Here is a 21,474-nt window from a genome sequence, read left to right on the forward strand (position 1 = left end):
CTCAGGGCCGCGCGAAATGTTCGGCAATCGGCCCAAGCGCCGCCGCCGGAAGAAAGGTGAGTGCGCCAAAGATCACTATGGTGATCCCCAGCATGATGCCGAAGGTCGCATCCTCGACCCCGAGCGTGCCCACACTTTCCGCCGCGCGGCGCTTGGTCATCAGGCTGCCAACAATGGCGAGCGGCAGGATGATGGGCAGGAACCGCCCGAGCAGCATCACGACGCCCGTGGCGATGTTCCAGGCCCAGGTGCCGTCGCCCAATCCCTCAAAGCCAGAGCCGTTATTGGCCGCCGCCGAGGTGAACTCGTAGAGGATCTCCGAGAAACCGTGCGCGCCCGTCTCCTGCACCGTGGATTGGCCCAGCGACGTTGCGGCAAAGAGCGCCGTGCCGCCGAGGATCAGGACGGCGTGCGCGAAGAGTGCCAGAACGGCGAGCCGCACCTCCTTGGCCTCAATCCTGTGACCGAGATATTCCGGCGTGCGCCCCACCATCATCCCCGCGACAAAGACCGCGACGACGATGTAGAGGAACATGTTGATCATGCCCACGCCGACGCCGCCAAAGGTCGCGTTGAGCCACATGCCCGCCATCGGCATCAGCCCGGTCAGCGGATTGAGGCTGTCATGCATCGCACCGACTGACCCGTTCGAGGTGGACGTGGTCAGCACCGCCCAGAGCGGCCCGCCCGTGGCCCCAAAGCGTAGTTCCTTGCCTTCAAGGTTGCCGACATCCGCGGCGACGGGCAAGTCGGCAAAGGCCGGGGTTGGCGCAGTCTCAAAGCTGACCGAGCCAGTGATCTTGACCAGGATGAACAGCGTCATCACCGCAAAGATGACAGCCGCGTGTTTCCTCCGGCGCAGAATCCCGCCGAACATCCAGACACAGGCCATCGGGATCAGCATGATGGCGATCATCGCCAGCCCGTTGGTCCAGAAACTCGGGTTTTCCAGCGGATGCGTGGCGTTGGGCCCAAAGAAGCCGCCGCCATTGGTGCCCAGTTGCTTGATCGTCAAAAACGCCGCGACCGGGCCACGCGCGATGGTCTGTGTCACCCCTTCGAGCGTGGTGACCACCGCCGAGCCCTGCAAAGTCATCGGCACGCCCATCAGCACCATCAGCACCGCCACGACCAGCGCCACGGGCAGCAGCACAAGAAAGCTCGCGCGCTGCACGTCAACCAGAAAGTTGCCAAGCGTCGCGCGGCCCGCAATGCCACGGGCCAACGCGGCCAGCGCCGCGATGCCGGTCGCCGCCGATACGAATTGCAGCCACATCATTCCGGCAAGCTGGCTCAGATAGCTCATTGAGACCTCGCCCGAATAGTGCTGCAAGTTGGTGTTGGTGGTAAAGGAAGCCGCCGTGTTGAACACCAGCGTCGGACCGAGACTGCCCTTGCCATCGGGGTTCAGCGGCAGCCAGTGTTGCAGCGCGAGGATCGCGAAGGTCACCGTAAACATGATCGCATTGAAGATCAGCATCGCCACGAGATAGCGTTTCCAGCCCTGCTCCTCGCAGGTCCCGCCGATCCGGGCAAAGAGAGTGGTCCAGCGCGTGGCCCCGCCAGAGGCGGGATCCATCGCCAGTTTCATCCAGGCACCCAGCGGCAGCGACAGCAGCGCCGTGCCACCAATGATAAGCCCTATGACAAGCACATGGTCCATGGGGTCACTCCTTGAAAAGCCGGGTCACGATGCCGATCAGGGCGGCAAAAATCAGAATCCCGATTGCATAGGTGAGAAAGATCATCTGCGTGCTCCTTCACGCGAGGCCGAGGCCGGACACGACCATGTCGATCAGCTTGATCCCGACAAAGGGCGCGATCAGGCCGCCAAGCCCGTAGAGGCCAAGATTGCGGATAAGTTGCCGGGCCGCGCTCTGCGGTCGATAGGTCACGCCGCGCAGCGCCAGCGGCACCAACAACGGGATGATGACGGCGTTGAAGATGATCGCCGACAGGATCGCGCTTTGCGGGCTGGCAAGCCCCATGACGTTGAGCGCATCCAGGCCCGGATAAAGCACCACGAAAATCGCCGGAAGGATGGCGAAATACTTGGCCACGTCATTCGAGATCGAAAAGGTGGTCAGCGCGCCGCGCGTCATCAAAAGCTGCTTGCCGATGCCCACCACCTCGATCAGCTTTGTCGGGTTGTTGTCGAGATCGACCATGTTGCCAGCCTCGCGCGCGGCCTGCGTGCCGGTGTTCATCGCAACACCCACATCGGCCTGCGCAAGGGCCGGCGCGTCGTTGGTGCCGTCCCCGCACATGGCGACCAGCTTGCCCTCGGCCTGTTCCTTGCGGATCAACTCCAGCTTGTCCTCGGGCGTTGCCTCGGCCAGAAAGTCATCAACCCCGGACTCGGCCGCAATGGCCGCCGCCGTCAGCGGATTATCCCCGGTGATCATCACCGTGCGGATGCCCATGCGGCGCAATTCGGCAAAGCGCTCCTTGATGCCCGCCTTGACGATATCCGACAGGTTGATCGCCCCCAGCAGGCGGTTGCCATCGGCCACGGCCAGCGGCGTGCCGCCCGCCCGTGCGATCCGTTCGGTTAGGCTGCGCATCTGCGTGACAGCGCTTTGGTCAAAGTCATGTAGGTTCAGGATCGCGTCCACCGCGCCTTTGCGGATCTTGCGCTCGCCAATATCGATCCCGCTGACCCGTGTCTGTGCGGAGAAGCTCACCCTTTCGGCAGCGTCGGGGGCCGCCTCACCCTTGCCCGCCAGTTCGATGATCGACCGGCCCTCGGGGGTTTCATCCCCCAGCGACGACAGCCGCGCCGCCTCGATCAGGTCACCCTCCTGCACGCCCGACAGTGGCAAAAACTCGGTCGCCTGCCGATCACCCAGCGTGATCGTCCCGGTCTTGTCGAGCAGCAGCGTGTCAATGTCGCCCGCCGCCTCGACCGCGCGGCCCGACTTGGCCAGGACGTTGAAGCGGATCAGCCGGTCCATGCCCGCGATACCGATCGCCGACAGCAACGCAGAGATTGTCGTGGGGATCAACGCCACGAACAGCGCCACAAGGACCGGCACCGGGATGGCACCCCCCGCATAGGCGGCAAAGGCAGGCAGCGTGCCGACGGCAATCAGAAAGATCAGCGTAAGCCCCGTGAGCAGCACCGTCAGCGCGACCTCATTCGGTGTCTTGGCGCGGCTCGCGCCTTCCACAAGGCTGATCATCCGGTCGAGGAATCCCTCGCCCGGCTCTGCCGTCACCTTGACCTTGATCCAGTCCGAGATCACGCGCGTGCCCGCCGTGACCGCAGACCGGTCGCCACCCGCCTCGCGGATCACGGGCGCGGATTCCCCGGTGATCGCCGCCTCGTTGACCGAAGCGACGCCCTCAATGACCTCGCCGTCCGCCGGGATCTGATCGCCGGTCTCAACCAGCACGATGTCACCGGCGCGCAGATCGCTGGCTGATACGCGCTTTTGGATGTCGCCCTTGAGGCACTTGCCTTTCAGTTCCGCCTTGGTCGACCGCAATGAGGCCGCCTGCGCCTTGCCGCGCCCTTCTGCCAGCGCCTCGGCGAAGTTGCCGAAGAGCACCGTCAGCCAGAGCCAGAAGACGATCTGCGCCTCGAAACCCGCATCGCCACCAAAGGCCAGCGTGCGGATCAGGAGTACCGTCGCCAACAGGGCGACAACGGCTGTGGTGAACATCACCGGGTTGCGGATCAACTGGCGCGGATCGAGCTTGACGACGCTCTCGCGCATCGCCGGACCGACAAGGCCGGATGAAAAGATCGACGTGTTGTGGTGAAGTGCCATGCTGCGCCCTCAGAACCGTTCGGGCCGCAAGAGCACAGCCAGCAGATAAACGAGAAGCGCTGCGGCAATGATGCCACCGAGCACGAGATCGAAGCCCATGTATCAATCCTCCAGATACCATTTCGTTTCTGATATCTGCGCCGGATGGGCATAAAGCCGCCATGTGAAGTTCACGCAGACATCATAAAACGAGCATAAAAATCACTTATAATCAGAGGTTTGAAAATGCGCACCCGCGCCCATTTGCGTGAGAAACGGCACCCCAAAGGCTGCTCGGTCGAGGGCTCAGAGGATGTGTCGGACATCATGTGGCGCGGTGCGGTCGATGTTTGGCAACGCGCCCGATACTTAGGTTTATGGCTAAGTTACATTGACGGCCCTCACCCATGATGTTACTTAGGAACATGTCTAAGTATGAACCCAGCCTTGATCTCTGCTTTTCGGCGCTTGGCGATCCAACGCGACGCATGATCCTTCAGCGTCTAGCGCGGGGCGAGGCCTCCGTCAGCGCGTTGGCCGCAGGGCATGACATGGCGCTGCCGTCCGTCATGGAACACCTGAAAAAACTCGAGGCGGCCAATCTTATCACCTCAAGGAAAAAAGGGCGGACACGGATCTGTGCGCTGTCCCCGGAGGCATTCACACCAGCCCAAAATTGGCTGAGCGCACAGAATGCGATCTGGGAAGGGCGTCTCGACCGTTTTGACGATTACATAACGACCCTCATGCAGGAGAAAGAGACATGACCCTCGATCCCAAGACCGACCTGACATTCACGCGCACGATCAACGCACCACGAGCCCTGCTTTGGGAGTGCTGGACAACGCCAGAGCATATCAAGAATTTCTTTGTGCCAAGACCGCATGTGATCGAGGCATGCGAGATCGACCTGAGGGTTGGAGGCAAATTCAACACGACAATGAATGTCGACGGCCACCGGATGGAGAACGTGGGCGTTTTTCTGGACGTGGTCGACGGCGAACGATTGGTGTTCACAGACACCTATAGTGAAGGATGGAAGCCCGCCCCCGATCCCTTTATGACGGCGATCGTCGAGTTTGCCGATGATGGAAAGGGTGGAACCACATACACGGCCACGGCGCGCCATCGGTCATCCGAAGCGCGGCAGAGCCACGAGGATATGGGTTTCTATGAGGGCTGGGGAACAGTGGCAACACAGCTTGAGGCCTACGCGCAATCGCTCAAGTGACGCTCGTTTGCTCTGCACGAGGGGGGGTCAGGGTCCTGACCATTGACGCAGGCGTCAGATCACGCGCCGTCAGCGGTGCGTGGATTGCCGCAGATCCATCGGCCCGCATCGCGCGCTCCGCTCACGACCGTCTCTCGCGACACGCAGCCAACACCTCCACCGACGCGTGACCGATCCGTGTAGAACCTCAAAAGTAAAAATAATTAGTGTTTATTATCAATAAACTGTGAGAAATTTCTGAAAAATCTGCGACTCACCCGATTGCGGTTTACCGCACGTTAACCCTCTCACCGTTATCCATGATCTTGCAAGCAGGCGAGGTCACGGATGCCCGAAGATACCCATCCTTCCACTCACCCCCCACTCCCACCCACCACGGAAGATGATCGGGTGTCGTGGCTTCGCCTCTTGCGCTCTCGCCGGGTTGGTCCGGCCACCTTTCACCGCCTGATGGCCGCGCATGGCAGCGCGCAAGCGGCGCTTGCGGCCCTGCCAGAGGTGGCGCGCGCGGCGGGTGTTGCGGATTACACCCCCTGCCCCATCGGTGTGGCCGAGGCGGAATTGCGCGCGGGGCGCGCCGCGGGGGCCCGCCTGATCTGCGCTTCAGATCCGGAATTTCCCAGCCGATTGCAAGAGATACAGGATGCGCCGCCGCTTCTGTGGATCATGGGCGATGCCGCGCTGCTCGCGCGTCCCATGATCGCCCTGGTGGGAGCGCGCAATGCCTCGTCACTTGGCACCCGCATGGCTAAATCCCTCGCGGCTGACCTCTCGGCCCGTGGCTATCTCATTGTCTCGGGCCTAGCGCGCGGCATCGACACCGCCGCCCATCTGGGCAGTCTCACCGGTGGCACTGTCGCGATCATGGCGGGCGGGGTCGATGTGATCTATCCGGCGGAGAACTCGAAATTGGCCAGCGACATCCTCGCCAATGGCCTGCGCCTCTCGGAACAGCCCATCGGCCTCATCCCGCAGGCCCGGCATTTCCCCAGCCGCAACCGGCTGGTCAGCGGTTTGGCGCAGGCTGTGGTCGTGGTAGAGGCCGCCGCTAAATCCGGATCTCTGATCACCGCGCGCACCGCCCTCGATCAGGGGCGCGATGTGATGGCCGTGCCCGGCCACCCGATTGACGCCCGCGCCAGTGGCTGCAACATGCTCATCCGCGACGGGGCCATTCTGGTGCGCAACGCAGAGGATGTGATCGACGCCCTGCCTCAGATCCCCCTCCTCAAACCGGCTCCCGCCCCTCAGACCGAGATGCCCCTCGACGCCGCACCTGTCCCCCCGCGCAGCCTGCGCGAAACGGCGAGCCTGCACGCGCAGATCCTCAACCGTCTCGGACCCTCTCCCTTGGCCGAGGATCAGCTGATCCGCGATCTCTCCACTCCCGCGCACAAAGTTGCCCCGGCGCTGCTTGACCTTGAACTTGACGGGCGTATCACCCGGCATCCGGGCGGTCTCTTGGCGCTCGCACGGTGAGAATCGTCGATAGGGTTCTGAGCGCCCGTGATCCGCAAAGCCCCGTTCGGGGTCATAAAGTCGCGGTTTTGCAACCCTTACGGCTAGATTGACAATTCCCCTTGCCAGCCCACATGGTGCCCCGCCATAAGCCTCGACCAGAGTCGGAAGGAGTGCCCATGCCCGTTGTCGTTGTAGAATCGCCCGCCAAAGCCAAGACAATCAACAAGTATTTGGGCGACGGATACACGGTTCTGGCAAGCTATGGCCACGTCCGCGACTTGCCTGCCAAAGATGGCTCTGTCGACACAGAGCACGGATTTGAGATGACATGGGAAATCGGCGTCGACAGCCGAAAACATGTCAAGGCCATCGCCGATGCGCTTAAAGACGACAACGCGCTGATCCTCGCCACTGACCCCGACCGCGAAGGAGAGGCCATCAGCTGGCATCTTGAAGAAACCCTGCGCAAGCGCAAGGCGATCACCAAGGACACCCCCGTCAGCCGCGTGGTGTTCAACGCGATCACCAAATCCGCCGTCACCGAGGCGATGAAAAATCCCCGTCAGGTCGATGCGCCACTGGTCGAGGCCTATCTGGCCCGCCGCGCGCTGGATTACCTCGTCGGCTTCAACCTAAGCCCGGTGCTCTGGCGCAAACTGCCCGGCGCGCGCTCGGCTGGGCGCGTGCAGTCGGTCTGCCTGCGCCTCATCGTCGAACGCGAGATGGAGATCGAGGCCTTTACCGCCCGCGAATACTGGTCCGTCAAGGCCGTGCTGACCACGCCACGCGGACAGGATTATGAGGCGCGGCTTGTCTCGCTCGCGGGCAAGAAGCTCGACAAATTCGATCTGGAGAACGCCACGCAGGCCGAATTGGCGGTGCAAGCCATCACCTCCCGCACGCTCACCGTCACCTCGGTCGAGGCGAAACCGGCCAGCCGCAACCCCTCTGCCCCCTTCATGACCTCGACCTTGCAACAAGAGGCCAGCCGCAAATTCGGCATGGGTGCCAAGCAATGCATGTCTGCCGCGCAACGGCTCTACGAGGCCGGATACATCACCTATATGCGGACCGACGGCATCGACATGGCGCCCGAGGCCGTGATGGCCGCGCGCGACGCGATCAAGGACCGCTTTGGCCCCGAATACCTGCCAAAATCGCCGCGCATGTACAAGAACAAGGCCAAGAACGCCCAAGAGGCGCATGAATGTATCCGCCCCACAGAGATGACCCGCGACGCAGGTCATATCAAAACCTCTGACGCGGATCAGCGCAAACTCTACGATCTCATCTGGAAGCGCACCCTCGCCTGTCAGATGGAGGCGGCACGGATGGAGCGCACCACTGTCGAGATCGGCAGCAACGATGGACAGGTCGGACTGCGTGCCACCGGTCAGGTGATGCTCTTTGAGGGCTTTCTTAAGGTCTACGAAGAAGGTCGCGATGATGTCAGCGGCGACGAGGATGATCGCCGCCTGCCGCAGATCATGCAGGGCGAACCCGCAGCCTTTGCCAAATCCTCGCTCCGGACTGAGTTTGCCAAGGCAAGCGACGGGGCCGAGTCGACCGCCGCGGTGCTCTCTCCCAACGAAGCCATCCTTGGCCTTCAGCATTTCACCCAACCGCCGCCCCGCTACACCGAGGCGACGCTGGTCAAGAAGATGGAAGAATTGGGCATCGGCCGCCCCTCGACCTACGCCAGCGTTCTGACCACGATTCAGGACCGCGAATATGTGCGAAAGGAACAGAACCGTCTCTTCCCCGAGGATAAGGGCCGCATTGTCACGGTCTTTCTGATCAATTTCTTCCGCAAATACGTGGGCTACGAATTCACCGCCAATCTCGAAGAGGATCTCGACCGCGTCAGCGCGGGCGAGGCGGATTACAAGGAAATTCTGGCGCGGTTCTGGCGCGATTTCTCCGCCGCGATTGCCGAAACGTCAGAGCTGCGCATCACCGAGGTGCTCACTGTGCTTGACGCGGCCCTTGCCCCCACACTCTATCCCCCCCGCGAGGATGGCAGCGACCCGCGTCAGTGCCCGCTCTGCGGCACCGGTCAGTTGCATCTCAAAACCTCGCGCTCGGGCGGCTTTGTCGGCTGCGGCAACTACCCCGAATGCCGCTACACCCGTCCCATCGGCGGGGATGCCGGGGAAAATGGCGACCGGATTCTGGGCGAAGATGAGAACGGCATTGAGATTTCGCTGCGCTCGGGCCGCTTTGGCCCCTATGTGCAGCGTGGCGAGGCGACGGAAGAGAACAAGAAACCCGACCGCGCCAGCCTGCCCAAAGGCTGGAGCGCCGAGGCGATGACGCTGGAAAAGGCACTCACCCTGCTCAGCCTTCCGCGTGAGGTGGGCCAACACCCCGAAGGCGGCATGATTTCCGCCAATTTCGGGCGCTTTGGCCCCTATCTCATGCATCAATCGCCGGAAGAGGCCAAACCGGTCTACGCCAATCTCAAAGACCCGAATGATGTGTTCGAAATCGGCATGAACCGCGCCGTTGAACTCTTGGCCGCCAAACGCGCCAATCCCGGTGGGCGCGGACGTGCTGCGGCCAAGGCGCTGCGCGAAATGGGCGAACACCCCGAACATGGCGGCCCGATCCAGATCCTTGAGGGGCGCTATGGTCCCTATATCAAATGGGACAAGGTCAACGCGACCCTGCCCAAAGGCACCGAGCCGGAGGATGTGACGATGGAGATGGCCGTCGAGGCCATTGCCGCCAAGGCCTCCAAACCCGGTAAGGGGCGCAAGACCGCCGCCAAGAAACCTGCCGCCAAAACCGCATCCGCCAAGAAACCGGCCACAAAAAAGGCACCGGCAAAAAAAGCTCCTGCGAAGAAAACCAGCAGCGCAAAGGCCCCTGCCAAACGGGCCGCCGCAGGCGAATAGTCCCACGCCACACAGAGCTGGGTCTACGTAGTAATCCTTAATCCGCGTCGTTGCGGAGAGGGGTGCGTTGACTCGTGCCCACAAGGCGCCCCATACCGGGGCCGACAACTGTCTGGAGGAGTTTCAAATGAAAAAGGTTTACGGCTCTGCCGCCGAGGCGCTTGACGGGATCTTGCGGGATGGCATGCTGATCGCGGCGGGCGGCTTTGGGCTCTGTGGCATTCCCGAATTGCTCTTGGCAGCCATTCGCGACTCGGGCGTCAAGGATCTGACCTTTGCCAGCAACAATGCAGGCGTCGATGATTTTGGCATCGGCATCCTGCTGCAGACCCGGCAAGTGCGCAAAATGATGTCCTCCTATGTGGGCGAGAATGCCGAATTCATGCGCCAGTATCTCTCGGGCGAGCTGGAACTTGAATTCAACCCGCAGGGCACCTTGGCCGAACGTATGCGCGCTGGCGGCTGCGGCATCCCCGGTTTTTACACCAAGACAGGCGTCGGCACTCAGGTGGCCGAGGGCAAGGAACACAAGGACTTCAACGGCGAGACTTATATTCTCGAACGGGGCATCTTTGCCGACCTCTCGATCGTCAAAGCGTGGAAGGCCGACACCACCGGCAACGCGATCTTTCGCAAGACCGCCCGCAACTTCAACCCGCCGGCCGCGATGTGCGGCAAGATCTGCATCATGGAGGTCGAGGAAATCGTCCAACCCGGCGAATTGGACCCCGACACCATCCACCTGCCGGGCATCTATGTGCATCGCCTCGTACAAGGCACACATCAGAAACGCATCGAACAACGTACCGTGAGGGCAGCATAATGGCTTGGGATCGCAATCAGATGGCCGCACGCGCGGCGCGAGAGCTTGAGGATGGCACCTATGTAAACCTCGGGATCGGCATTCCGACACTGGTGCCTAATTTCATCCCCGAAGGCGTGACCGTTACCCTGCAATCGGAAAACGGCATGCTGGGCATGGGTCCGTTTCCAGTTGCAGGCACCGAAGACCCGGACCTGATCAATGCTGGCAAGCAGACCATCACCGAAGTGCCGCAGACCAGCTATTTCGACAGCGCGCTGAGTTTCGGCATGATCCGGGGGGGCAAGATCGCCATGGCGATCCTCGGGGCCATGGAAGTGGCCGAGAATGGCGATCTCGCCAACTGGATGATCCCCGGCAAGCTGGTCAAGGGCATGGGCGGTGCCATGGATCTCGTGGCGGGCGTGGGCCGAGTGGTCGTGGTCATGGACCACACCAACAAGCATGGCGAGTCGAAAGTGCTCAAATCCTGCACCCTGCCGCTCACCGGCACGGGCGTGGTCAATCGGATCATCTCGAACCTGGGCGTTCTGGACGTGGTCGACGGCGGTCTCAAGATTGTTGAGTTGGCCGAAGGCGTCACCGAAGACGAATTGCGCGCCGCGACCGAGGCGACCATCGTCAACTGATCGTCGTCAACTGAAATCCAAGGGCCGAGCGCTTGCGTCGTTCGGCCCTTACTTCATCGCCAGATTGAGCGCGCAGGCATCGGTGATCAATTCCGGCTGCGTCTTGCACAGCCCGCGCGCCACCTCATAGGCGGCCAGCACCTTGGGGATATAGTCGCGGGTCTCTGTATAGGGCGGCACGCCACCGTGCTGTTTGACGGCGTTCTCGCCGGCATTATACCCCGCAAGCGCCAGCACCACATCGCCTTTGAACTCCGTCATCAGCCAGTCCAGATAGGCCACCCCGCCCCGGATATTCTGGGCCGGTGACAGGCTGTCGGTCACACCAAAGCGACGGGCCGTATCCGGCATGAGCTGCATCAGCCCCTGCGCCCCTGCCCCGCTGAGTGCCGCAGGCCGGCCAGAGGATTCGACAGCGATCACCGCCAGAACCAACGCAGGAGAGATTTGCGTGCCGATGGTCTCGCTGAGGATATGACGACCTTCCGAACGGGCGATGTCTTGCACCGATTGTAGCCGAGGCGCGCTGACGTATTTGCCAGTGGGCGGCCTGCTCAGATGGTCCATCGCGGTTCGCAGGCGCAGGTTCGGATCGGTTTCCTGATCGGCGGGGACAAGTTCCCAGAACCACCCATAGGCCGCATTACGGGGCACGTCAGGGGTAACAGGCGCAGGTGTGTCCTTCTTTTTGACACGCGGCGCAGGGGCCTGAGGCGTGACCTGCACGAGCGGTCCGCGTCGTGTCCCCGGCGCAGGTGCCTTTTCCCGCTTGAAGGTGAAGTCAGCAAAGGGTTGCGGCTCCTGCGCCACAACGGGGCCGGTTCCTGCAAGAATCGCAGCAAACACCAAAAGACTTAAAATTTTCATAGCGGGCGCTGCTCTGCCTCTGATTGATTGTGTCAAGTATTGCAAAAATACGCCTCCGACGCCAGTATTGTCGTGATTGAGGGTGCGAGCACCGCACAATTGCGCCACAATCCCCCCTTCAAACCCGAGGAAAAACCGTTTTTCAGATTTTCTTCTGTTGTTTTTCAATATCTTAAGATTTTTCATGGAGTTTCTTCAGGTCACTCGAAAATTGGTCCATTGCCGCCAAATTCCCGCCTGATTTGACCCGCTATATGGCTTCACACCACGACGGCAGCGGGCCATTAAAAAAATCGGGTCCTAAACTGAAGCGGCTGTAACAACACAAGCAACTGATCCTTTGGAGGGACCAACAATGATCAAATTTTTCAAAAACTTCTCGAAAGACGAAGACGGCGCCGTAACGGTTGACTGGGTCGTTCTGACCGCAGCCGTCGTTGGCCTGGGCATCGCTGGTGTGGCATCGGTCAACAGCGGCATCACCTCGCTGGCCAGCGCGATCGAAACTGGCGTCTCCGGCCAGACCGTCGGTTCGGGTGCAGCTGCTCCCACAACCACACCGTAATACGACCCGAACGTGTTAGGGTCATGGCCGCAAATCCACGATTTGCGGCCATGTCGCCCTAAACACGCATAGCGCTCATGCGCGAAATTCAGAACCTTGGTTAAAGCGTATAGACACTCAGAACATCCAAACGCCGAAGTTCAGGAATTTCCGTACCGAAAGGCGAATTTTGGAATGCGACACATAGCGAGACGATTTGCGTTCGACCAGGATGGGGCGGTGACTGTCGATTGGGTGGTGCTCACCGCTGCCGTCGTAGGTCTGGCTGTAGGCGCGATTTTAACGATCCAGAACGCGACAACATCTCTTGGCGGCGACGTTTCAACTGCCGTTTCCAACGTGACTGTCGGAACCGGCAACTAGTCCATCTTCGACTGGCGAGACAAACTCCGGAAGGGTAATCCTTCTGGAGTTTTTTCGTTCTGCTCTTCCAAAAGACACGCCACCAACGCCGAGCGCCGCGAAACGTTCTCGATACATCCAAACTTCCGCCGCATTTGTATGTGATTGCATGGTGCGAGACAGGAGATCGCATAGCGGTTTCTCCTAAAGATAACCTGGAGAGGAATAGCCATGCGAATTGTCTTCGGATTGGTGCTAATGCTGGGCTTAGGCCTTGCGGGTTTTGCGGTCTATATGGCCAAGACCTACATCGACGGCTATCAGCAGCAGTTGGCCTTGGAGCGTCAGCAGCGCGCGCCCAATATCGAAACGGTCGACATCTATGTGGCCAACCAATTGATAAAATACGGCGAGCCCCTCACCACAGAAGCCGTGCGATTGATCGCCTTTCCCAAAGACTCTCTACCCGAAGGAGCCTTCAGCTCCACGGAAGAGCTGTTTCCCAGCGGGGCAAGCGTCGTGCGCAAAGCGCTGCGTCGCATGGAGAAAAACGAACCCATCCTTGCGGTCAAGGTTACAAAACCCGGCGAAGAAGCCGGTATAACGTCGCAATTGGAGCGCGGCATGCGGGCGTTTGCCATCAAGGTGGATGTGACCAGCGGCGTTTCAGGTTTCCTGCGCCCCGGTGACACGGTCGATATCTATTGGACGGGTAGCATCGGAGCGGGCAATCTGCGCACTGAGGAAGATTCCACGGGCGAAGTCACCAAGCTGATCGACACAGGCGTGAAACTGATCGCAGTTGATCAGGTCGCCGACATGGATATGACCGAGGCAGTGGTTGCCCGCACAGTGGCCGTTGCGGTCACGCCCAACCAAGTTGCCGCATTGGCGCAAGCTCAATCCACCGGGCGGCTGTCGCTGTCGCTGGTCGGCGCGTCGGACGATACGGTGGCCCAGTCCATCGAGGTAGACCAACGTCGGCTCCTCGGACTCACTGCACAGGCGGTCGTCAAGCAGGAGGCGATCCCGGAAACCTGCACCATCCGCACGCGGCGTGGAGCAGAGGTGATCGAGACACCCATTCCCTGCACGAACTGACCCTGCACGAACTGACCCGGTCAGCGACGTTCGGCATTGGCACCCGCTCGCGGGTGCCTTTTTTTCGTACATGTAGGATTTGGTCACACAAATAAGAAAAATGCACAAAACTGCATTGATTCTTGAAAAAAAATCGGAACTGCCGCAATGTGGCACAAATCCGGGCGACAAGACCCGACAAAATGAGGCGTGATCGGAAAGGCAGGTCACATGAAATTGCGTAGATATTTATGCGCGGCTCTCTTTGGGCTGGCGTGTGTTGCTGGCCACGTACCACAGCCTGCACAGGCAGAGACGATCCGGGTCGTTCGCAACGGCACGTCCAGCGTTCTCAGCGTGGCGATGAACAGGGCCGTCGTTGTCGAGAGCGATTCACCCTTCGCGGAATTGAGCATTGCAAACCCTGCCATCGCTGATTTTTCAACGCTGTCAGACCGGACGATCTATGTCTTGGGCAAGACTCCGGGGCGCACCACTCTCAGCCTGTTTGATGGCGCAGGACAACTCATCACCAATATCGACGTGCATGTCAGCACGGATATAGAAGAGTTCAAGGAACGCCTGAAACAAATTCTACCGGGCGAACCGATTGAGGTGCGCAGCGCCAATGACGGTATCGTGATTTCTGGTACAGTCTCCAGCTCATCCCGCATGCAACGCGCTCTGGACCTCGCCGAGCGCTATGCACCCGAACGTGTCTCGAACCTGATGTCGGTCTCCGGCAAACAACAGGTGATGCTCAAGGTTCGCTTTGCCGAAATGCAACGCAGCGTGTCCAAGGCCCTCTCGACCTCGCTCTCTATCGACGCGCGTGGGGCCAATCAGGTCGGCGTCTTCGGCGGCACCAACACCACTAACACGCTAGGTGGCGTGCTGGGGTCGACGGCGGGGACAATTCCTGGTGCGAATGACAATAACGGCGTCTTTAACTTCGGCTTTGACGTGGGCTCGGTCGAGGTTGGCATTCTGCTTGAGGCGCTGGAAACCAAGGGCGTTGTGCGCACCTTGGCAGAGCCGAACCTGACCGCGTTGTCGGGCCAAGAGGCCAAATTTCTTGCAGGTGGCGAATTTCCGGTGCCCGTGGCTCAGGATAACGACACCACCACCGTCGAATTCAAACCCTTCGGTGTCGAGCTGAACTTCGTGCCGCGCGTCGTGGACGACGGCATTATCAACCTCGAGATGGCGGCAGCGGTATCCTCGATTGATACGAGCAATTCTTTGGTTTCAGACGGTTTTTCGATCCCTGCTTTCCGCCGCCGCGACACGTCCACGACTGTGGCCCTGCGCGACGGCGAGAGCTTTGCGATTGCCGGTCTCTTGCAGGATGATTTCCGCGACAATGCTGGTCAGGTTCCGTGGCTGGGCGATGTGCCGGTCTTGGGCGCACTCTTCCGAAGTGCCGATTATCAGCGCTCGCAGACCGAGCTCGTGATCATCGTCTCGGCGCATTTGGTGTCACCCTCCCGTGGTGAGGCGCTTGCCTTGCCGACAGATCGCGTGAAACTGCCGTCGGAGAAAGATTTGTTCCTGAATGGTCGCGTTGCCAATGGCGTCAGTGACCGGGGCGCAGTGGGTGAGGTGGCCAAGCAGGATTTCACCGGATCCTACGGCTATGTGATGGATTGAGCAGGGGACTGGCTATGAAACATGTTCTCGCACTTGCCGGCCTGATCGCCGCTTCGGCCTGTGCCCCACAAGACGAGGTTTATCGCTCGTATTTCAACGAAGCGGGCGCACATGTGGATAGCAGCCATTTCGGAGAGGCGGTGATGAATAACCACCTCGTGATGACGGGGGAGCGAAGCTATACCTACGATTTGGCGAACCGCTTTGCCAGCGAGGTATTGAGCACCGTCAACTTCGCCTTCAACTCGGCCGAACTGGACACAGGCGCGCGCGACACGCTGCGTGAACAGGCCAGATGGATTCGTCAATTCCCCGAAGTGCGGTTTCGCGTTTATGGTCATACCGATGCCGTCGGGTCGGACAGCTACAACAAGACCCTCGGCATGCGGCGCGCTCAGGCGGTTGTCGCCTTTCTCTCCAGTCAGGGCATAAGCCGTGCCCGGCTCGAGGCGGTCGCATCCTTTGGCGAAACGCAGCCCTTGATCGTGACCGATGGTCGCGAACGCCGCAATCGGCGCACCGTCACCGAGGTGTCGGGCTTTGTCCAATCCCATCCGATTGTCATGGATGGCAAATACGCCCAAGTTGTGTACCGCGAATACATCAACAGCGCCGTGCCGAGATCGGAACTTCTGATGATCGAGACGTCCGGCTCGACCCAATCCGAAGAATAGCTCGCGGATTTTGATTTCTCCCTGTTCGGCTTAGCCCGGACCACCTCAAACCCGCCCCAATTGGGCGGGTTTTTTGTCTCTGAACATCGCACAATTACGATCTTTTGGCCCAAATGTCGCCAATATTTCCGAGCATGTTCCCCAAGAGCCAAAAGTTTCCGTCGCATACAGCGCTCCGTGAGATTGCCATCGTTTCCTTGTTCAACAGGGGTCCGGCAACGTTCGCACAGCGACGGCAAAAACAGGACCGAATGATGAGTAGTGTTATAAAACAATCAGACCCAAGCCCGATCATCGCCTGCACCATCAGCCGCGATGTCCAGAATTTTGATCTGCTGATCGAGGATATGGAGGCCGCCATGGGCGAGGCCTGGGGCGATCTCGGGTTTGCCGAGGCCTTGGCCTTTTTCAACCAGCCAGAAGCGGAATCGTTGGAATTCGTCGCCGTCGCGATTGACGAGGCGGACGAGGATGATCTGGTCATGCTGGGTGAAATCATCGGGCTTGCCAACAAGAAGGGCGTCAAAGTCATTCTCATTGCCGAGGACGTGACCCCTGCGGCGCTGCATCAACTGCTGCGCCAGGGTGCCGATGAATTTGTCCCCTACCCCCTTCCCGAAGGCGAACTTCAGGCAGCGATTGAGCGGCTGCAGACAGCCCCTGCGCCGGTTCACCTGGCCCCGGCGCTCACACATGCGGCGCTTGCCACTCCGACAGCAGGCGACGGCGTGATCTTTGCGGTTCAGGGTCTTGCAGGGGGCACGGGTGCCACCACGCTGGCTGTCAACCTCGCATGGGAACTGGCCAATATCGAGAAAGCCAATCCCCCCCGCGTTTGCCTGTTGGATTTCAGCCTGCAATTCGGCTCTGTCTCGACCTATCTCGATCTGCCGCGCCGTGACGTGGTGTTTGAAATGTGGTCAGATACCGAGGCGCTGGACGACGACATATTCCGGCAGGCGTTGGTCGCCTTCGAGGAAAAGCTCTGGGTCTTGACCGCCCCGTCGGATGTCCTGCCGCTCGACATGATCTCCTCCGAGGATGTGAACAAGGTGCTGGCCCTCGCCCGCAAGCATTTCGACTATGTCGTCATTGATATGCCGGGGTCTTTGGTCCAGTGGACCGAAGCGGTCCTGCATTCCGCGCAAGTTTACTTTACGACGCTTGAGTTGGATATGCGCTCGGCACAAAATGCCCTGCGGATCAAGCGGGCCCTGCAATCCGAAGACCTGCCGGTCGACAAGCTGCGTTATTGTTTGAACCGCTCTCCAAAATTCACCGATTTGAACGGCAAGAGCCGGGTGAAACGCATGGCGGAAAGTCTCGAAATACGGATCGAGATCTTGTTGCCGGACGGCGGGCGCGCCGTTTGTCAAAGCTCGGATCATGGTTTGCCACTGGCCTCGAGTACCGCCAAGAATCCATTGCGCCGCGAAATCGCCAAGCTGGCCAGCTCCTTGCATGCTCTTGGCAAGAGCGACGCCGAAGCGGCCTAAAACAAGGGTAGAAACAGATGTTTTCCCGTTACAAGAAATCCGATCCCGGCCGGGCGCCCTCTGCTGCGGTGCCCACATCCGCCCCAAAAACCGCATCAATCGAAGCGGTCCCGCTACAGTCTTTTCGCAGACCCACCCAAGTCGCGGCCGCAAAGCCTGTCGGCATGGACAAGGAGCGCAAGCGCAAAGAGCGGATCAGCGAAATCAAGATCGAACTGCACCGCGCGATGCTCGATCACCTCAACCTCGCGGCGCTCGATACAGCGACGGAATCCGATCTGCGCGCTGAAATCAGCTCGATTGCGGGCGAAATCCTTGAGGAAAAGGGCATCGTTCTCAACCGCGAAGACCGCACGCAGCTCACGCAAGAGCTTTATGACGAGGTCAAGGGCCTCGGACCGCTCGAAACCCTTCTCAAGGATGACACGGTCAACGATATTCTCGTCAATGGCCCACACCAGATCTTTATTGAACGCGCGGGCAAACTGGAACTCAGCGACGTCACTTTCAAAGACGAAAAGCATCTCCTGCGCATCATCGACAAGATCGTGTCGGCGGTGGGACGCCGCGTGGACGAATCCAACCCCTATGTTGACGCCCGTCTGGCCGACGGATCGCGTTTCAATGCGATGGTGCCCCCGGTCGCGGTGGATGGCAGCCTCGTATCAATCCGTAAATTCAAGAAAGACAAGCTCGGGATCGACGATCTGGTGCGCTTTGGCGCCTTTTCCGAGGAAATGGCCGCCTATCTTCAGGCCGCCGTCGCCACGCGCCTCAACGTGATCGTTTCCGGGGGAACAGGCTCCGGTAAGACGACCACGCTCAACGCGCTCTCATCCTTTATCGACAACGCCGAGCGGATTCTCACGATCGAGGACACCGCAGAATTGCAGCTGCAACAGGTCCATGTGGGCCGGATGGAAAGCCGCCCGCCCAACATCGAAGGCAAGGGCGAGGTTTCCCCCCGTGACTGCCTCAAGAACGCGCTCCGCATGCGCCCCGACCGTATCATCGTCGGGGAAACGCGCGGCGAAGAGGTGATCGACATGTTGCAGGCCATGAACACAGGCCATGACGGGTCCATGACCACGATCCACGCGAACAACCCGCGCGACGGCATCAGCCGAATGGAAAACATGGTCGCCATGGCGGGCATCGAAATGCCGCTCAAGGCGGTGCGCAGCCAGATCGCAAGCGCCGTCAACCTCATCGTGCAGGCCAGCCGCCTTCAGGATGGCTCACGCCGGATGACCTCGATCACCGAAATCACCGGGATGGAGGGCGACGTGATCTCGATGCAGGAAATCTTCCGCTTTCAGCGGGTGGGTCTCAGCCCTGAGAACAAAATCATCGGCCATTTCACTGCAACCGGCGTCCGCTCGCATTTCTCCGAGCGCTTTCGTCTTTGGGGCTATGACCTGCCCACACATATCTACGAACCCATCGCAGCGGAGTAACGCAGATGTCCATCAGTGCCGAACCGATCATCTATGCGTTGATCTTCGTGGGCGTCCTCGTCCTTGTCGAAGGCATCTACCTTACAGTCTTCGGCCGCTCGATCAGCCTCAACAACCGGGTCAATCGACGGCTCGAGATGCTCGACAAATCGGGCAATCGCGAAGAGGTGATGGAAAAACTGCGCAAGGAGATGCAGCAGCATCTCAAGGCGCGCAGACTGCCGCTCTATGCGATCCTGTCGGACAAGGCGCAAAAGGCGGCGATTGCCTTTACGCCCAAGCAATTGATCCTGTTGATGGTTGCCCTCAGCGTTCTGGCCTTTATCGGCCTATCGGTCGGGACCGAAACTGCCGCCCCGGTGCGCGCCATCGCGTCCGTCGGCATTGGCGTGGGCGGTATCTTTACCTGGATCAGCATGAAGGCCAGCAAGCGTATGGCGCTGCTCGAAGAACAACTGCCCGATGCCATCGAACTCATGGTGCGATCCCTGCGGGTCGGGCATCCGTTCTCATCCGCCATCGGCATTGTCGCAACCGAAGTCGGCGATCCGCTTGCCACCGAATTCGGCATCATCGCGGATGAGGCAGCCTATGGCCGTGACATGGGCGAGGCGCTCAAGGAAATGGCCGAACGGCTCGATATGCAGGATCTGCGCTTTCTTGCCGTGGCGGTCACTATTCAGCAGCAATCAGGCGGCAATCTGGCTGAAATCCTTGCCGGTCTGGCCAAGGTGATCCGCGCCCGCTTTCGTCTGTTCCGCCGGGTCAAGGCCATCACAGCCGAGGCGAAATGGTCCGGCAAGTTTCTCTCCGGCTTTCCCATCATGGCCCTCATCGGCATCCAAGTGATCAAGCCCGACTATTACAACGAGGCTATGGAACATGCTTTCTTCATTCCCGCCGTGCTGGTCGTCGGTGTCTTTCTGGTGATGAACCTGATCGTCATGCGCGCCCTCGTGAACATCAAGGTCTGAGGAACACATCATGGAATTTCTCGCAACCCTCAATGACATTCTCACGGGCGCCCTCGGGCCGTTCGGGCCTCTGATCGCGGTCGGCGGGCTGGGGGTGATGCTTGTGCTCGTCACCATTCCGATGATGCTCCGGCAGAAACAAGACCCGCTGGACAAGCTCAAACAAGCGAGAACTCAAGAGGCGCTCGGGGTTAAAACCAATTTGCGGGCCGGCAAGCAGAACAAGAAACTTGACCGCTACGCCACCTTTCTAGAGCCGCAGAACGAAAAGCAACTGAGTGAGATGCGCCTCAAGCTGATGCAGGCTGGGTATCGGCATCGCGACGCAGTGCGATACTTTCACTTTGCGCAATTCGCACTCGGCATCGGCTTGCTGATTCTGGGCGTGATCTATTACGTCCTGTTCAAATCGGGCACCGAAACCAGCACACAAGAAACGCTGATGTACATCCTCGGGCCGGCCGGTATCGGCTATATGATGCCCAAATATTGGATCACCAAACGCCAGCAGAAGCGGCAGGAAGAGATCCAGGATGGTTTCCCCGACAGTCTCGACATGATGCTCGTCTGCATCGAGGCCGGTCAATCCATGGATCAGTCCATCATTCGTGTCGCCAGTGAAATGCGCGCGTCTTACCCGGCGTTGGCAGAGGAATTCGAGATCGTTTCCCTTCAGATCAAGGCGGGGCGGGACAAACCGTCGGTTCTCAACGAAATGGCCGAGCGCTGCGATGTGCAGGATATCACCAGCTTTGTGACCGTCATGGTCCAGTCGCAGACCTTCGGAACCTCGATTGGCGAGGCGCTGCGCGTCTATGCCGCCGAGATGCGTGACAAACGCGTCATGCGCGCCGAGGAAAAGGCCAACAAGCTGCCGACCAAGATGACATTGGCTACAATGATGCTTACAGTGCCGCCATTGCTGATCATTCTGGTCGGGCCGTCGGTTCTGGGCATCATGAAACTGTTCGCCATGGCCGCTAATTAAATGGGGCGAAATGGTAGGGCGAGCGGCGATACTTTTGGCGGGCACACTCGCTCTGGCAGGGTGCGTGACACCGGCAGCCCCCGAGGGGCCATACGCCCCCGGAGTGGCCCCCGGCGGTGAAGCCGTTGACGGCCTTCTCGTCGGTCATCGCCTGATGGATGCAGGCGAATACGAACTGGCCCACAAGGCCTATACCCGCGCCGCGGTCTCAGATGGCATGACAGCGGATGTGCTGGCCGGTCTGGGCAGCGCCAATCTTGCACTCGGTCGCCTTGGCACTGCCGAACGCCTGTTGCGCGAGGCCATAGAAATGCCCGATGCCACCCCGGAAACCTGGAACAATCTGGGCGTCGTGCTGGTCGAACAAGGGCAATACCCTGAAGCAGAACAGATCCTGCGTCGTGCCTATGCGCTCGACAATGGCGAAAGTGACGCAATCCGCGACAATTTGCGCTTAGCACTCGCAAAAACAGAAAATTCTGATTATGGTGTGGAGCAAGAGCAAGATTATAAATTGGTACGGCGGGGCAGTGGCGACTATCTGATCCGCAAGATACCGTGACGAGGCTGAGGCAGTAAAAGGACGCA

General features: G+C 59.9%; 19 protein-coding genes. 15 read left to right on the forward strand and 4 right to left on the reverse strand.

Annotation, left to right across the window (positions count from 1 at the left end):
* Position 1: 1 nt before the first annotated feature.
* The 3 genes from kdpA to kdpF form a co-directional block, all read right to left on the reverse strand.
* The gene (gene kdpA, locus VR71_RS00135; protein ID WP_296429643.1) at positions 2-1,663 is read right to left on the reverse strand and encodes a potassium-transporting ATPase subunit KdpA; all 1,662 of its coding nucleotides are present in this window, start codon (positions 1,661-1,663) and stop codon (positions 2-4) included.
* 97 nt (positions 1,664-1,760) lie between these two features.
* On the reverse strand, positions 1,761-3,773 hold the full coding sequence (gene kdpB / locus VR71_RS00145) for a potassium-transporting ATPase subunit KdpB (protein ID WP_045680078.1): 2,013 nt from the start codon (positions 3,771-3,773) through the stop codon (positions 1,761-1,763).
* A 9-nt stretch (positions 3,774-3,782) separates the two neighbouring features.
* On the reverse strand, positions 3,783-3,872 hold the full coding sequence (gene kdpF, locus VR71_RS24450) for a K(+)-transporting ATPase subunit F (RefSeq protein WP_009815751.1): 90 nt from the start codon (positions 3,870-3,872) through the stop codon (positions 3,783-3,785).
* 305 nt (positions 3,873-4,177) lie between these two features.
* On the opposite strand from kdpF, the gene VR71_RS00150 reads away from it, so the two are divergent.
* The 6 genes from VR71_RS00150 (at position 4,178) to VR71_RS00175 (ending at position 10,793) form a co-directional block, all read left to right on the forward strand.
* The gene (locus VR71_RS00150) at positions 4,178-4,519 is read left to right on the forward strand and encodes a helix-turn-helix transcriptional regulator (protein ID WP_045680080.1); all 342 of its coding nucleotides are present in this window, start codon (positions 4,178-4,180) and stop codon (positions 4,517-4,519) included.
* On the forward strand, positions 4,516-4,983 hold the full coding sequence (locus tag VR71_RS00155; protein ID WP_009815754.1) for an SRPBCC family protein: 468 nt from the start codon (positions 4,516-4,518) through the stop codon (positions 4,981-4,983). The genes VR71_RS00150 and VR71_RS00155 overlap by 4 nt, the downstream gene beginning before the upstream one ends.
* Positions 4,984-5,310: 327 nt before the next feature.
* Complete coding sequence (gene dprA, locus VR71_RS00160) at positions 5,311-6,462, forward strand: DNA-processing protein DprA (protein WP_045680083.1); 1,152 nt, start codon at positions 5,311-5,313, stop codon at positions 6,460-6,462.
* A gap of 158 nt (positions 6,463-6,620) precedes the next feature.
* A complete protein-coding gene (gene topA / locus VR71_RS00165) occupies positions 6,621-9,341 on the forward strand; it encodes a type I DNA topoisomerase (RefSeq protein WP_045680085.1) in 2,721 nt (906 codons plus the stop codon).
* A gap of 127 nt (positions 9,342-9,468) precedes the next feature.
* Positions 9,469-10,164: a CoA transferase subunit A gene (locus VR71_RS00170; RefSeq protein ID WP_045680088.1), complete on the forward strand. Its 696-nt coding sequence runs from the start codon at positions 9,469-9,471 to the stop codon at positions 10,162-10,164.
* On the forward strand, positions 10,164-10,793 hold the full coding sequence (locus tag VR71_RS00175) for a 3-oxoacid CoA-transferase subunit B (protein WP_009815758.1): 630 nt from the start codon (positions 10,164-10,166) through the stop codon (positions 10,791-10,793). The genes VR71_RS00170 and VR71_RS00175 overlap by 1 nt, the downstream gene beginning before the upstream one ends.
* Before the next feature lie 48 nt (positions 10,794-10,841).
* Here the strand turns inward: VR71_RS00175 and VR71_RS00180 are convergent, their stop codons facing one another.
* The gene (locus tag VR71_RS00180; protein WP_045680090.1) at positions 10,842-11,660 is read right to left on the reverse strand and encodes a lytic transglycosylase domain-containing protein; all 819 of its coding nucleotides are present in this window, start codon (positions 11,658-11,660) and stop codon (positions 10,842-10,844) included.
* Between the two features lie 355 nt (positions 11,661-12,015).
* On the opposite strand from VR71_RS00180, the gene VR71_RS00185 reads away from it, so the two are divergent.
* The 9 genes from VR71_RS00185 (at position 12,016) to VR71_RS00230 (ending at position 21,448) form a co-directional block, all read left to right on the forward strand.
* The gene (locus VR71_RS00185) at positions 12,016-12,225 is read left to right on the forward strand and encodes a Flp family type IVb pilin (RefSeq protein ID WP_045680092.1); all 210 of its coding nucleotides are present in this window, start codon (positions 12,016-12,018) and stop codon (positions 12,223-12,225) included.
* A 573-nt stretch (positions 12,226-12,798) separates the two neighbouring features.
* Entirely contained in the window at positions 12,799-13,668 is an 870-nt protein-coding gene (gene cpaB, locus VR71_RS00195) for a Flp pilus assembly protein CpaB (RefSeq protein WP_009815761.1), read from the forward strand.
* A 210-nt stretch (positions 13,669-13,878) separates the two neighbouring features.
* A complete protein-coding gene (locus VR71_RS00200) occupies positions 13,879-15,297 on the forward strand; it encodes a type II and III secretion system protein family protein (RefSeq protein ID WP_040650271.1) in 1,419 nt (472 codons plus the stop codon).
* 14 nt (positions 15,298-15,311) lie between these two features.
* Entirely contained in the window at positions 15,312-15,971 is a 660-nt protein-coding gene (locus VR71_RS00205; protein WP_045680096.1) for an OmpA family protein, read from the forward strand.
* A 254-nt stretch (positions 15,972-16,225) separates the two neighbouring features.
* The gene (locus tag VR71_RS00210) at positions 16,226-17,467 is read left to right on the forward strand and encodes an AAA family ATPase (RefSeq protein WP_040650845.1); all 1,242 of its coding nucleotides are present in this window, start codon (positions 16,226-16,228) and stop codon (positions 17,465-17,467) included.
* A gap of 17 nt (positions 17,468-17,484) precedes the next feature.
* Complete coding sequence (locus tag VR71_RS00215) at positions 17,485-18,924, forward strand: CpaF family protein (protein WP_040650273.1); 1,440 nt, start codon at positions 17,485-17,487, stop codon at positions 18,922-18,924.
* A gap of 5 nt (positions 18,925-18,929) precedes the next feature.
* The gene (locus tag VR71_RS00220) at positions 18,930-19,898 is read left to right on the forward strand and encodes a type II secretion system F family protein (protein WP_009815768.1); all 969 of its coding nucleotides are present in this window, start codon (positions 18,930-18,932) and stop codon (positions 19,896-19,898) included.
* Positions 19,899-19,908: 10 nt separating this feature from the next.
* Positions 19,909-20,886 carry a type II secretion system F family protein gene (locus tag VR71_RS00225; RefSeq protein ID WP_045680099.1) on the forward strand — a complete coding sequence of 326 codons (978 nt, stop codon included), beginning with the start codon at positions 19,909-19,911 and terminating at the stop codon, positions 20,884-20,886.
* A 10-nt stretch (positions 20,887-20,896) separates the two neighbouring features.
* Positions 20,897-21,448 (forward strand): tetratricopeptide repeat protein, encoded by a 552-nt coding sequence (locus VR71_RS00230; protein WP_040650274.1) that lies wholly within the window; start codon positions 20,897-20,899, stop codon positions 21,446-21,448.
* The last annotated feature ends 26 nt before the right edge of the window (positions 21,449-21,474 follow it).

The sequence above is a fragment of the Roseovarius sp. BRH_c41 genome, from assembly GCF_000961715.1.
In the GTDB taxonomy this organism is placed as follows: Bacteria; Pseudomonadota; Alphaproteobacteria; order Rhodobacterales; family Rhodobacteraceae; genus Roseovarius.